This is a genomic window from Microbacterium sp. F1-18, from assembly GCF_052921305.1.
Genome location: NZ_JBREVD010000001.1, coordinates 381,431 through 394,452, shown reverse-complemented (window position 1 = coordinate 394,452; position 13,022 = coordinate 381,431). Strand labels below are relative to the sequence as shown.

General features: G+C 69.6%; 12 protein-coding genes and 1 tRNA gene. 8 read left to right on the top strand and 5 right to left on the bottom strand.

Features of this window, described 5'->3' with window-relative positions:
• The first annotated feature begins 2 nt into the window (after positions 1-2).
• The 4 genes from ACU6RU_RS01920 to ACU6RU_RS01905 all read left to right on the top strand — a co-directional run bounded on the left by ACU6RU_RS01920 (position 3) and on the right by ACU6RU_RS01905 (position 2,643).
• Positions 3-440: a YdeI/OmpD-associated family protein gene (locus ACU6RU_RS01920; protein WP_446725760.1), complete on the top strand. Its 438-nt coding sequence runs from the start codon at positions 3-5 to the stop codon at positions 438-440.
• 44 nt (positions 441-484) lie between these two features.
• Positions 485-1,102, top strand: coding sequence for an asparagine synthase (locus tag ACU6RU_RS01915; RefSeq protein ID WP_446725759.1), 618 nt, complete (start codon positions 485-487; stop codon positions 1,100-1,102).
• A gap of 76 nt (positions 1,103-1,178) precedes the next feature.
• Positions 1,179-1,251, top strand: a tRNA-Arg gene (locus ACU6RU_RS01910).
• Positions 1,252-1,389: 138 nt separating this feature from the next.
• Complete coding sequence (locus ACU6RU_RS01905) at positions 1,390-2,643, top strand: FAD-binding protein (RefSeq protein ID WP_446725758.1); 1,254 nt, start codon at positions 1,390-1,392, stop codon at positions 2,641-2,643.
• 22 nt (positions 2,644-2,665) lie between these two features.
• Here the strand turns inward: ACU6RU_RS01905 and ACU6RU_RS01900 are convergent, their stop codons facing one another.
• Positions 2,666-3,736, bottom strand: coding sequence for an FUSC family protein (locus ACU6RU_RS01900; protein WP_446725757.1), 1,071 nt, complete (start codon positions 3,734-3,736; stop codon positions 2,666-2,668).
• 89 nt (positions 3,737-3,825) lie between these two features.
• Between ACU6RU_RS01900 and ACU6RU_RS01895 the strand changes: the two genes are divergently transcribed.
• Both ACU6RU_RS01895 and ACU6RU_RS01890 read left to right on the top strand, forming a co-directional pair.
• Positions 3,826-5,235: an L-serine ammonia-lyase gene (locus ACU6RU_RS01895; protein ID WP_289330944.1), complete on the top strand. Its 1,410-nt coding sequence runs from the start codon at positions 3,826-3,828 to the stop codon at positions 5,233-5,235.
• A gap of 151 nt (positions 5,236-5,386) precedes the next feature.
• On the top strand, positions 5,387-5,812 hold the full coding sequence (locus ACU6RU_RS01890; protein ID WP_064956137.1) for an Hsp20/alpha crystallin family protein: 426 nt from the start codon (positions 5,387-5,389) through the stop codon (positions 5,810-5,812).
• A gap of 272 nt (positions 5,813-6,084) precedes the next feature.
• On the opposite strand, the gene ACU6RU_RS01885 is transcribed toward ACU6RU_RS01890, so the two are convergent.
• Together ACU6RU_RS01885 and ACU6RU_RS01880 are read right to left on the bottom strand one after the other, a co-directional pair.
• Positions 6,085-7,503 carry a DUF222 domain-containing protein gene (locus ACU6RU_RS01885; protein WP_446725756.1) on the bottom strand — a complete coding sequence of 473 codons (1,419 nt, stop codon included), beginning with the start codon at positions 7,501-7,503 and terminating at the stop codon, positions 6,085-6,087.
• 199 nt (positions 7,504-7,702) lie between these two features.
• Positions 7,703-8,134 (bottom strand): MarR family winged helix-turn-helix transcriptional regulator, encoded by a 432-nt coding sequence (locus ACU6RU_RS01880; protein ID WP_120263379.1) that lies wholly within the window; start codon positions 8,132-8,134, stop codon positions 7,703-7,705.
• 35 nt (positions 8,135-8,169) lie between these two features.
• On the opposite strand from ACU6RU_RS01880, the gene ACU6RU_RS01875 reads away from it, so the two are divergent.
• Both ACU6RU_RS01875 and ACU6RU_RS01870 read left to right on the top strand, forming a co-directional pair.
• Positions 8,170-9,969 carry a DUF2207 domain-containing protein gene (locus ACU6RU_RS01875; RefSeq protein WP_446725755.1) on the top strand — a complete coding sequence of 600 codons (1,800 nt, stop codon included), beginning with the start codon at positions 8,170-8,172 and terminating at the stop codon, positions 9,967-9,969.
• A gap of 286 nt (positions 9,970-10,255) precedes the next feature.
• Complete coding sequence (locus ACU6RU_RS01870) at positions 10,256-10,588, top strand: hypothetical protein (protein ID WP_446725754.1); 333 nt, start codon at positions 10,256-10,258, stop codon at positions 10,586-10,588.
• Between the two features lie 33 nt (positions 10,589-10,621).
• Here ACU6RU_RS01870 and ACU6RU_RS01865 read toward each other — a convergent pair whose 3' ends face one another.
• Positions 10,622-11,686 (bottom strand): sodium:calcium antiporter, encoded by a 1,065-nt coding sequence (locus ACU6RU_RS01865; protein ID WP_446725753.1) that lies wholly within the window; start codon positions 11,684-11,686, stop codon positions 10,622-10,624.
• An 83-nt stretch (positions 11,687-11,769) separates the two neighbouring features.
• On the bottom strand, positions 11,770-13,008 hold the full coding sequence (locus ACU6RU_RS01860) for an amidohydrolase (RefSeq protein ID WP_446725752.1): 1,239 nt from the start codon (positions 13,006-13,008) through the stop codon (positions 11,770-11,772).
• Positions 13,009-13,022 lie beyond the last annotated feature (14 nt).

The window sequence follows — 13,022 nt, the reverse complement described above, 5'->3', positions numbered from 1 at the left end:
TAATGAGAATCGTGCGATTCGAGACGACGCTGTCCCAGTTCGGGAACAACACCGGCATCGAGGTGCCCTTCTCGGTGCTGGATGCCCTAGGCGGTGGGCGTCGTCCCGCCGTCTCCGTCACCGTCAACGGCTTCTCCTTCCGCAGCACGGTGGGTTCGATGCGCGGGCTCGCGCTGGTGCCGTTCTCCGCCGAGCGGCGGCGCGAGAGTGGCCTCGCGGGCGGGGATGCCATCGTCGTCGACATCGAGCTGGATGAGGCGCCTCGAGAGGTCGAGACGCCGGACGATCTGGTCGCCGCGCTGGCCGAAGCGGGGGCGACCGCGGCGTTCGACCGTCTGGCGCCGAGCGCGCGCAAGGCGCACGTCGTCAACGTCGAGTCGGCGAAGACGCCGGAGACCCGTGCGAGACGGATCGCGGCGATCATCACCAAGCTCGGATGACACCTGGGCCCCATAGGATTGGGGTGAGGTGAGGAGGGGCAGCGTTGGCCACCCGTCAAGCGCGTACCAAGAGCTCGGAGATCGTCGCCGAAGGGCTGTACATCGCCTCCGCGGCGACCCGCCTGGCGCTCAAGAACGCCATCCTCGTCGACATCCTCGCCGACGGGCGCGATTTCGAGCCCGATCGCTTTCTCGACGACGCCCGCGATGCGCTGATCTCGCTCGCGGAGGAAGCCGAGGCCGACGCCGAGCGCACTCACCGAGAACGTAAGGCGGCGAGCGGCCGCTACAGCGACTCGAGCGGCACCCACGATTACCGCAGCCGCGATGTGTCGAACCTGCGACGGCGGCGCAAGCAGTCGCTGCGCATCGCCAAGGAGCTGCGTGAACGCGCGGCGGATGAGGGCGAGCTGCGCAAACTGATCGCCGACGCGCGCGAGGCCGCGTGGTCCGAGGTCGCCGGCAACATCGACCGGACCCTTCGCATCGAGGCGGCGCGGCCGGATCTCGAACCCGACTACGAGCGCATGCGCACGGCGCGCATGCAAGCTCTACGGATGGTCGATCTTCCGCGCTTGCGGTCGCAGCGTCGCAACGCGCAACGGCAGGTTGTCGAGCGCGACGAAGCCCTCGATTCCGCGGCCGCGCCGGTGATCGACTAGCCGTTCCGCGCTCGATTCGCTCTTTGTGCGAGAGCGGGCTATGCTTGACGACGGCCCGGGAGACATTCCAGGCCATGCGCCCGTAGCTCAATGGATAGAGCATCTGACTACGGATCAGAAGGTTAGGGGTTCGAGTCCCTTCGGGCGCACACTGTGTTGAGACAGTGAACGAGAAGCCTCCGCTCTGCGGGGGCTTCTTTGTTTCTCTGGCGCCATCTGGCGTGACAGCGTCGAGGACTTTGTTGTAGCTGTGTACATTCTCGGTGGCCATCGCGTAGCGTGGGCTCGTGACCGAACGGAACTGGGCCGGAACACACACCTTCGCCGCCGAAGGCGTGCTCGTGCCGACGACGATCGCCGAGGCGCAGCGACTCGTCGCGTCTCACGACCACGTCAGATCGCTGGGGACTCGGCATTCCTTCAACGACCTGGCCGACGCTGCCGGCGTTCTCCTCGACCTGACCGGGATCGATCCCGACATCGTCATCGATGAGGCGGCCCGCACCGTGACCGTGGGGGCCGGCACGCGGTACGCCGTCGTCGCTCGGCACCTCGCCGATCACGGGTGGGCGCTGCACAACATGGGGTCGCTGCCGCACATCTCCGTCGGGGGCGCGACGGCGACGTCGACGCACGGATCAGGCGATCGCAACGGTTCGCTCGCGACCGCCGTCCGCGCGCTGGAGTTCATCGACCCGGACGGCGAGCTGCGCACGGTCTCAGCGGGCGACGACGACTTTGCCGGGAGCGTCGTCCACCTCGGCGCGCTCGGGCCGGTCGTGCGCCTGACGCTCGCGATCGAACCCACGTACCGGGTTCGCCAGGACACGTATGCCGGGCTCACGTGGGACGACCTCTTCGAGCGGTTCGACGAGGTGACGGCATCCGGGTACAGCGTCAGCGTGTTCACGCGCTGGAACACGGCCGATGTCGGCGAGGTCTGGATCAAAGAGCGTCTCGACGAAACCTCGGCTCCCGACATGGCGGAGCGGCTGCTGAGTGCCCGTCGCGTGAGGACGAAGGCAGACTCGCCGGCCGCGGACGGGGTCGACAACACCACCGAGCAGGGTGGCGTGCCCGGCGACTGGTGCGAGCGTCTGCCGCACTTCCGTATCGACGCGACGCCGTCCAACGGCGACGAGATCCAGACCGAGTACTGGGTCGACCGGGCTGTGGCCGTCGAGGCCATCGCGGCCGTTCGTTCGATCGCCGACCGGGTCGAGCCGGCACTCCTCGTGACCGAGCTGCGTACCGTGGCGGCCGACGACCTCTGGCTCTCGCCCGGGTTCGGACGCGACAGCGTCTGCATCCACTTCACCTGGAAGAACGAACCGGATGCCGTTCGGGCGGCGATCTCTCACGTCGAGCGCGTGCTCGCACCGTTCGACGCTCGTCCGCACTGGGGCAAGGTCTTCTCGATGCCCATCGGCGACTCGCTTCCGCGCCTCGACGACTTCCGCGAGCTTGTCGCGCGGGTCGACCCGAACGGCAAGTTCTCGGGGCCGTACCTCGAACGGGTGCTGGGTATCCCGGCGCGGTGACCTGCCGCGCCGACCGGTCGCGTCAGGCGAACGGTCGAGACGCGTCGATGATGCGGCTGAGATCGACCGCGGCGCGGGTCCACGGCGAGATGCGGCCGTCGCTGGGCGTGGGTGCCGCCTCGACGACGCGGGCGAGTGCCGTCTCGGCCTCCTCGACCGCCGCCGGGGTCGCGGGATCGCGCACCGGCCGTGCCACCGCCCGCGCCGTGGCCCGTACCGCCTCGGCGAGCTCGGCGCGCAGCGGCTCTGCATCCGGGGTCAGAGGGAGGGCGTCGATCCCCTCGGCGAGCTCGATCGTCTGGCGGACGGTGTTCTCGAGCGCTCTCAGGCGGCGCCCGTTCTCGGCCTCGATCCCGCGGCGTCGTCGGGCGAGCGGGTGGGCTTTGCGGCTGCGGGCGGCCTCGCGCACGTCGGCCGAGACGGCGTCGAGGATCTCTTGGAGATAGCGCTGGCCGGTCGCGTCGGTGGGCGCGCTGTCGGCGACGGAGGCGGCGAGCATCTCGAGGCGGTCCGAGACCGCGTCGCGCAGCTGCGACAGGCGGGTGGAGGCGCGTCGCAGGTACAGGGGCGGAACGATCGCGAGGTTGACGGCGACACCGATGACGACGCCGAACGCCATCGTGACGAGGTACGACACCGAGAAACCGCCGGCGTCGTTCGCTCCCAGCAGCAGCACGAACAACGCCGCGATGGCGATCCAGTCCCGGCCGGTGCCGAGCGCCCGGATGCCGCCGACAGCCACGCCCGCGGCGACGACGATCGCGACACCCAGGATGCGGGGGCTCGGGCCCGAGACGATCCACAGGCCCGCGAGCCCGATCGCGATGCCGATCGCCAGCCCGCCGACCGCTTGCAGTCCGGCCTTGGCCGAGTCGGCGATCGTCGGGTACATGCTGACGAGCACGCCGAGCGGTGCGTAGTAGGAGTACTCGTCGTGCGCGAAGGGGACGAACGGTGCGAGGTACCAGGCGATGGCGGCGGCGAGGGCCGTCTTGCCGGCCAGCAGCAGGCGCGAGACCGCGAAGGCCTCGCCGCCCGCGGTTCGCGCGGCGGCTTTGAGCGACGCCAGACGGGGGTGGGGTGCAGTGGTCATCGGTCGCGACGATAGGTGCGCCCCGGGTTCTCGCATATGCCCTTGACGTCGCCGGGCTCCTGCGGCAGATGCTGGCGTAGCCTGGGGGTGTGAGCGCTTACGTCTCGGCGTTCGAGCTGTTCTCCATCGGTGTAGGACCCTCGAGCTCCCACACGGTCGGACCGTTGCGCGCTGCCCGCGCCTTCGCGGTGGGGCTCGAAGCCGGTGGCCGGCTGAACGAGGTCGAGCGCGTCGGCTGTGTGCTGTACGGGTCGCTCGGGGCGACCGGGATCGGGCACGGCACGCCGGATGCCGTGGTCGCGGGGCTGCAGGGCCACGCGCCGGAGACCGTCGATCCCGATGTGGTTCGCGCGGCGTGGACGGACTGGGTCGACGGAGCGGTCCTTTCGCTCGCGGGGCGGCACCCGGTGTCGTTCTCGCGAAGCGACGTGTCCTTCGAGCCGCGGACGCGACTGCCCGAGCACCCGAACGCGATGACGCTCAACGCCTGGGATGCCGCAGGCGTGCTCGTCGCATCGGAGACCTACCTCTCGGTCGGGGGCGGTTTCATCCGCCGGGCGGGGACGGGCGAGCAATCGCACGCCGATGGTTCGCCGGGCCGGGATGTCGCATGGCCGTACCGCTTCGGCAGTGCCGCAGAGCTGCTGGAGCTGTGCGATCGCGATGGCCTGAGCATCGCCGGGCTGGCGCGCCGCAACGAGGAGGCGCTCCGGCCCGAGGCCGAGGTCGCCGCCGGCCTCGACGCGATCTGGGACGCCATGGCGGGGTGCGTCGAGGCGGGCCTGCGCGCCGAGGGCACATTGCCGGGGATGCTGCGGGTGCGGCGTCGCGCAGGTGCGATGCGCGCGCAGCTCGAAGCGGCCGAGGCCGCCGGTGGGCGCGAGCTCCCGGGGGAGTGGCTCGGCGCTTTCGCGCTCGCCGTCAACGAGGAGAACGCATCGGGGGGACGCGTGGTCACCGCGCCCACGAATGGGGCCGCGGGCATCCTCCCCGCCGTCGCGATGTACTGGTGGCGGTTCGCCGCGGAGTCGCGGCTCGGGTCGGAGGAGCTCGATCGCCGGCGCGGCATCCGGCGGTTTCTGCTGACCGCGACCGCGCTCGGCTCGCTCTTCAAGGCGAACGCGTCGATCTCGGGCGCGGAGGGCGGCTGCCAGGCGGAGGTGGGTTCCGCGTGCGCGATGGCGGCGGGCGGTCTGACGGCAGTCATGGGCGGCAATAGCGCGCAGATCGAGAACGCTGCTGAGATCGCCATGGAGCATCACCTGGGGCTCACGTGCGACCCGGTCGGCGGCCTCGTGCAGATTCCATGCATCGAGCGGAACGCGATCGCCGCGTCGACCGCGGTCACCGCGGCGCGCCTCGCCCTGCGCGGCGATGGGCAGCACTACGTCTCGCTCGACGCCGTCGTCGAGACGATGCGTCAGACCGGGATCGACATGTCGCACAAGTACAAGGAGACGAGCGAAGGCGGTCTCGCCGTCAACGTCGTCGAGTGCTGAGTGGCGCCCATGTGCCCCGCTCGTCGGGGCGCTGTTCGCCGTGCGAGAACCCTTGGCACTCGATGGGGTGGAGTGCTAATCTGTATGCAGTTGAGCCGCTAAGGCTCAACTTTCAGATCTCAACACGAAGCATCAGAGAAGGGAAAGATCGATGGCTACTTACGACCCGTTCCGCGACCTCGACCGCATCGCCTCGAGCCTCTTCGACACGCGCCGCGGCCCCCGTCGCATGCCGATGGACCTCTACCGTGACGGCGACCACTACGTGATGACCGCCGACCTGCCCGGCATCGACCCGGGTTCGGTCGACATCGACGTCGACGGCCAGCTGCTGACGATCCGCGCCGAGCGCACGCTCGCGAGCGGTGACGGTGTGAAGTGGATCACGCGCGAGCGCGAGGCCGCCAGCTTCCTGCGTCAGCTGAACCTCGGTCAGGGCGTCGACACCGAGGGCATCGCCGCGACCTACAACAACGGTGTCCTGACGGTGACGATCCCGGTCAGCGAGAAGGCCAAGCCGCGGAAGGTGGAGGTCACGACCGACGCCGCCGCGCCGGTGGTGCCGATCGAGAACTGATCGACAACTGATCGCGCAGGACCTGCCGAAGCGCATGTCGTGACGCGTTCACGGCGCGCGTCGAGCGCACTGCATGACGGGCGGCCGCAGCCCCTTCGGGGGCGCGGCCGCCCTTTGCGTGTGCACAGCGACGGCAGGGTCTCAGGGTCGTCGCGGACTGACCTCAGAGAGGCAGCGATGCGTCGAGGCAGCGATGCGTCGTGGGGCGCGCTGGCATAGTTTCGCCACGCCTGGGAAAAGTCGTGGTGCGCGCGAGTGCGCGACGCACCGGCTCAGAAGGGTGGTGGTTCGGGTGGCGGTGCCCCGCCAGTTCGACCGCCCCGCGGTGGATCGGTCGTGTCGGTCGGGTCGGTGGTGAAGCAGACCGCGGGCACGGGTACGTCTTCTCGGTAGACCCTGCCGAGGGGTGAGGTCCATTCCAGGACTCCGCCACCAACCTGCCGCACTTCCCATGTCGTGAATTGCTTCATGGAGTGGTGTCTCTGGCACAGGTGGGCGAGGTTGTAGATGTGGGTGTGGCCGCCGAGGGCGTAGTCGATGGTGTGGTCGAGTTCGCACCGGATCGCGGCTCTGCGGCATCCGGGGAACCTGCAGTGCTGGTCGCGTGCGGTGAGGAGTTTCTTCATCGCGATGGTGGGTCGGTAGGTGTCGACCTCGACCGGGGTGCGGGTGACCGGGTCGATGAACAACCGGTCCCACTCGGAGACCTGTCCGGCGAGGTCACGCGCCGTGTCGGCGTCGATCAGTCCGGCACCGACAGCGTCGGCGGGGTGCTCGTCACGGCCTATCAGGGTCTCCGCGGTGAGGGTGACCTGCACGCGCGCCCGGATCGCGCCGAGCCCGCCGGCCCGGTCGGTTCCGTAGGTCGGGTCGACCACCGGTGCTCCGCCGAGGACGAGGTCGCCGAGGATGTCGGCCCGCAGCTGGTCCATGGTTCGGGCGTCTGGCGCCGCATCCTCCCCGGCGGCATCCGCCGCGTCAGCCTCCGGGCTCGCCCCGACCTCATTCGCCCCACCGCAACCACCCGCATCCCGGGCGTCCTTCACCGACTGTCCCATCTGGGTGAGCCGATCGAGCATCCCCGTGGCGATGACGGTGGGGAGGTTGGCGACGAGGTTCGACATCCCGTCGGCCCCGTGGAAGACCCGCACGCACCGCTCCGCCGCCGCAGCCGTGTGCCGCTCCGTGAACGACTGGGGGTGCACCCGCGCCGCCAAAACCTCGAGCGCACCCCGCACCCGAGACGGCACATCCCGCTCGCACACGCCGATCGCCGCTTCCGCGAACGACTCCCACACCTCGTCCGGCAGCCCCGCCCCGACCCGCACGATCACATCGACGTGTCCGCGTTCGATCCGCCGTTCCACCCACGCCTCGAACACGGCGGGGTAGTCGTCGATGACGGTCATCGCATGGTCGATCTCGCCCTGCAACCGCCGATCCGTCAACCGGGCCATCCCCGCGGCCTCGGCCGCAACCGATCGCAGCTCCATGTCGGAGGCCATGCCCCGCACCCCACCGTGCCGGGCCTCCCGCAACGCCGACCGGCCCAGATCGGCCAACGCACGCATCCGCGCGACCTCGCCGGCATGGACAACATCGAGCGCTTCCGCGAACCGCGCAAACGCGAGCACCTGCGCGGGCGCGGCGTCATCGCATCGCACCCCACCCATCTCGCCGCTCGCTGCCATGTTCCCATTGTGGCAGCGGGGTACGACATTCAGGTCGAACTTTTGTGCGACTGTGAGGGCAATTGATGACGGCGCCGCTGGGGAGGAGCAGGCGCCCGGCACTCCGGCCCCGGCGACGCCGCACCCGAACCGAGCCAAGGCCCGTCACGAACCGCCACGCCACCACCCGCCCGAAAGTCACCGGACCGGGCGCCGCAGATCAGGAGAGTCGGCGCAGCTTCGTCGTGAGCTGCTCGAGCTGCTCCAGTTCGTCGGTCGACAGCACCGACATCCGCTCGGCGATCGAACGTCCGTGAGCTGCCGCGAGGCGGCGGAACGCCGAGACGCCTTCGGGTGTCGCGGTGAGCATCGCGCCGCGGCCGTCGGTCGGGTCTCCGCATTTGGTGATGAGCCCGCGCGCGACCATCCGGTCGACGAGCCGCGACACGCTCGGCTGGCTGATGAGCATATTCGCCGTGACGTCGCGCAGCCGCGCACGATGACCGGCGCCACGCACGACGGTCAAGAGCACGTCGTACTCGGCTTGCGTGAGCTCGTCGCCGGCGAAGTCGTTGCTGATGTCGTCGAAGATCTCGTGCTGTGCGCGGAAGAGACTCTCCCACGCTGCCACGGCACGACGACGATCGCTCATGGCGACAACTTTACTGCCCGCCTAAGCTGGTCGGCATGATCCGTCGCAGCCGGGCGGCAGTCGCGGTCGCGGTCCTCATGCTGATCACAGCAGTTTTCGCGCTGGCAGCACCGGCCGCGGCATCCGCCGACGAATCCGCCCATCTCGATGCGTTCGTCTTCGACTCGCTGTCCGTCGACTACACACTCACCCGCGAAGACGACGGGACCGCACGCATGCGCGTCGTCGAGACGTTCGTCGCCGACTTCCCCGATTCGGATCAGAACCGCGGCATGCGGCGACTTCTTCCCGAGACCTACAACGGGCAGCCGCTGCATCCCGAGCTCATCTCGGTCACGGATGAGAACGGCGCGGCCCGGCCCGTCGAGACCGACAGCGAGGACGGCACGCTCGGCATCCTGACGCGAGGCGCTGCCTACCTGCACGGCCGGAACACGTTCGTGTTCACCTACGACCTTGAGAACGTCGTCTGGGACTTCCCCGACACGGGACTCGAGTTCTATTGGGACGTCAACGGCACCGACTGGAACCAGCCGTTCCGTCAGGTGACCGCGACGCTGCATGTCGATCCGACCATCGCGGACTCCCTCGCGGGACGTCAGGCCTGCTACGTCGGTGAGCAGGACAGCACCACCGCGTGCCCGGAGATCACCGCGTCGCCGGATGGCGCCACGATCACCGCGTCGGCGTCCGACCTGGCTCCGCATGAGACCCTCACCCTGGCGGTCGGGTTCGAAGCGGGTGCGTTCGAGACCTACGACACCTCGTTCGTGTCGTCGCCTCTCGGATGGCTTCAGTCCGGGTCGGTCGCGCTCCTCGCCGGCGCTACCGGCTGGGCGCTGCGGAACCGGCGCCGTTACCTCCGCGACGAGCCGGGGCGCCCCACGATCATCGCCGAGTACACCCCTCCCCGGGATATCGATGCTCTCGAGTCGGCGGTGCTGCTGAAGAAGACCTCGAAGGCGATCCCGGCCGAGGTGCTCGAGCAGGCGCTCGTCGGCTCGATCCGCATCGTCGACGACGGCAAGCATCGCTGGGGGCGGGCGAAGCTGCAGGCGGAACTGGTCGACCCGAAGCTGGCCGATCAGAACGGCCGGATGCTGCTGAGCGGGATGTTCCCGCACCACCGGCGCGGCGAGATCTACCGTTTCGGCTCGTCCGATACCCGGCTCTCATCCGAGACGCAGCGCGCCCTCAAGCTCGCCGAGGACAACCTCAAGCGGCGCGACATGTACCGCACGGTTCCGGCCGGGGTTCGTGGCTGGCCAGTCGCCGCGTGCGTCGTGCTGGCCGGTCTCGTCATCCTGTTCGGCGCGCTGGCCCTGAGCTCGTACGTGCACCCGGCCCTCCCCGTGGTGGGGATCGTGCTGGCCGCGGCATCCTTCTTCGTCGTGATCTTCGCCGTCTCGGGCTCGCCGCTCTCGCGAGCCGGCGCCGAGACGCGTGATCACCTCCTGGGGCTCGACCTGTTCATTCGCTGGGCCGAAGAAGATCGCATCCGGATGCTGCAGTCGCCGGCGGGCGCTGAACGCGAGCCCGTGGCGACGGACGACCCGCGGGAGGTGCTGCGGATCTACGAGCGGCTGCTGCCGTACGCCGTGCTGTTCGGCCGCGAGAAGGAGTGGGCGGCCCACCTGACGGCGGCGTACGCCGCAGCCGGCGTGACCGCGCCGATCTGGTACTCCGGTTCCGGAGGGTTCGACGCCTCGTCGTTCGCGGCCGGCATCGGCACCCTGTCGTCGGCCGCCGCGTCGTCGTCGTCGACGGCTGGCGGGTCGAGCGGCGGCGGTTCAGCGGGCGGGGGAGGCGGCGGGGGTGGTGGCGGCGGCGCCTGAGTGACCGTCAGTCGGAGCCCCGCCGGGCGTCGCGAACGCAGTTGAGGGCCCGACCGAAGAGGCATTCGGTCGGGCCCTCGTCCCTTTGCACCAAGAGTTTCCTGCAATCACATGCCGGTGGCTGCCACAGCAAAACAGCTACCGTGCGAGCACTCTATAACGACGAGGTAACGACGAGCAAGGGTTTTCCGTTATCTCTTCGTAATCATTGAGAACACTGAGCCTGCGCCTCACCGACGTCGGGCTTTCGGCCTTCGAGGAGCCGCCGGTCTGTCAGGATGAGCGGGTGCACGCCCACGGCCGAGACACCGCCAGCGGACCCTTCGTGGTCACGCTCGTCGTCGACCTGCCGATCGCCAAGCCCGACGCGCTCGAGACGATCGCCTTCGTCTCGGACGGCGTCATCGAGAACGCGGGCACCGCGTTCCCCCGCGTCGGACTCGGCCGGGACGTATGGGCGGAGGTGCAGATCCCGAAGTTCGCCGACCCGCCCCCGCTGGCGGTGGACGTGTGCTCCGACGTGTCGTGGGATGCTGCGGCGACCGAGGCCGCGCGCCTGGCAGATGCACTGCGCCGCGTGGGCTGGTCGGTGCGGTCGCCCCGCTCGGACGAGGTCTGACCCGCGCCCTCGGCGACGCCCACTCGGCGACGCTCACCCGGCGACGGCGAAGAGACCCGCCACGCCGGCGCCGTAGAGCACGAGCACGACGAGCGAGTCGACGCCCATCCCGGCGACGCGCCGTGCGGGCCGGAAGATGAGCCCGACGACATACACGAGGGTCAGCAGCGCGGCCAGCGCCGTGAGATAGATGTCGGCGCCGTTCGCTTGGGGCAGCACGGCCTGCCCCGAGATCAGTGTCGCCACGAGGAACAACACCGGCAGGAAGGCGTTGCCGCCGAAGATGTCGCTCATCGCGAGGTTGTCGTCGCCCTGCCGGATCGCCTGCAGCCCCGTCGAGATCTCCGGCAGCGCGGTGGCCAGCGCGAGGACGGTGGCTCCGAACAGCACGCCCGACAGCCCGATCCCGTCGGCGATCGCGTCGCCGGATCGTTCGAGAACGACTCCCGCACCGAGGGTCGCGAGCGCCGAGACCACGAACACCACGACGACCGCGGGAGTGCTCATCGCATGATGCGGATGCTGCGGCTTCGCGCGCCGGTGGCCCGGCGTGTGCTCGCTCGCGCCCGGCGACGTGCCGTTCTCATGCCAGGGCAGATGCTTCCCGGCGCGCTGCACGAGGAACAGTCCCGCGAGCCAGAGCGCCGCGATGAGCACGACATCGGGGGTCAGCCGTGCGACGACGAGGTCACCGGGCAGCTGGCTCCCCGCCATCACCACGGCGAGCACGGCGACCACGACCACGGCTTCGAGGACGAGGACGAGGGATGCCGCGCGGTAGGTCAGTGGCTTGACCCCGTGCCCGCGCCTGCCGAACGCGTCGAGGATCACCAGCACGACCGTCTGCAGGGCGATGCCACCGAGGATGTTGCCCACGGCGACCTCGAGGTTGCCCGAGATCGCGGCGCTGACGGTGATGGCTATCTCCGGAAGATTCGTCGCCACGGCGAGCACGATGAGTCCGCCGAAGGCACTGCCGATATGCCACCGGTCGTCGAGCACGTCGGTCGACTTCGAGAGCTGGATGCCCGCTACCCACACGACGGCGGCAGCGCCGACGAACATCACCAGGAGCAGCCACAGGGGCAGGTTCGACATGCCCTCAGTGCACACCCGTTCCGCGGCATGCGGGTACCTCTTGCGCTCGCGCGCGAGGGAGACCCCGGTTCAGCCGGGCGGGATCAGCGCAGCCAGCTGGAGCGCCCGAACCGCTCCCACCGCTCGACGATGTGCACGTCTCCGTCATCGGTGGTCTCGAGCACCGTGGCGCCGCCGATCACGACGTGCTCGACACGCGATTCGACCGCGAGGGGGTCGCCCGACCACAGCACGAGGTCGCCGTCGCGACCGGGCTCGAGAGCACCGACGCGATCGTCGAGACGCAGGATGCTGGCGGGGTTGGTCGTCAGCGCCTGCAGGGCGACGTCGGCCGGGAGGCCCTCGCGCACTGCCAGGATGGCCTGCAGCCGGATCTGGTCGATCGGCACAACGGGGTGATCGGTCGTGATCGCGACGGTGACGCCCGCCGCAGCGATCAGGGCGAGGGCCCCGATCGCACGGTCGCGCAGTTCGACCTTCGAGCGCGAGGTGAGCATCGGTCCGAAGATGACCGGGATGCCCTTCTCGGCCAGGACATCGGCGATCTTGTGGCCTTCGGTGCCGTGGTTGACGACGAGGCGGTAGCCGAACTCCTCGGCCAGACGGATCGCGGTGACGATGTCGTCGTGCCGGTGGCTGTGCTGGTCCCACAGGAGCGTGCCGTCGAGCACCTCCGCGAGCGTCTCTTTGCCGAGGTCGCGATCGAATGGTTCGCCCTTGGCTGCCGCGGCATCCCGTTTGGCCACGTAGTTCTGCGCATCGACGAAGGCGTCGCGCAGCACGGAGGCGACGCCCAGGCGGGTCGAGGGCGTCTGCTTCTTGTCACCGTAGACGCGCTTGGGGTTCTCGCCGAGGGCCGACTTCACCGACACGTTCTCGGCGATCACCTGTTCGTCGACGGTGCGCCCGCCCCAGGTCTTGATCGCGACCGTGCGTCCGCCGATCGGGTTGCCCGATCCCGGCTTGATGACGACGGACGTCACGCCGCCGCGCAATGCGTCGCGGAACCCGACCTCCTCGATGTCGATGCCGTCGAGTGCGCGGAAACGAGCGCCGTTCGGGTCGGTCATCTCGTTGGTGTCATTGCCCGACCAGCCTTCGCCGTCTTCGTGGACGCCGAGATGCCCGTGGGCCTCGACGAATCCGGGCAGCACCCAGCGCTCCGCGGCATCCACGATCTCGGCTCCGTCGGGAACGGGCGTCTCGGGTCCGCCGACGGCGGTGATCACGCCGTCGGTGACGACGACCGTCCCGCCCTCGATGACGGGTGCGGACACGGGGACGATGCGGCCGTTCACGACGGCGAGGATGCGGGGGGCCATGACGTCGACCCTAT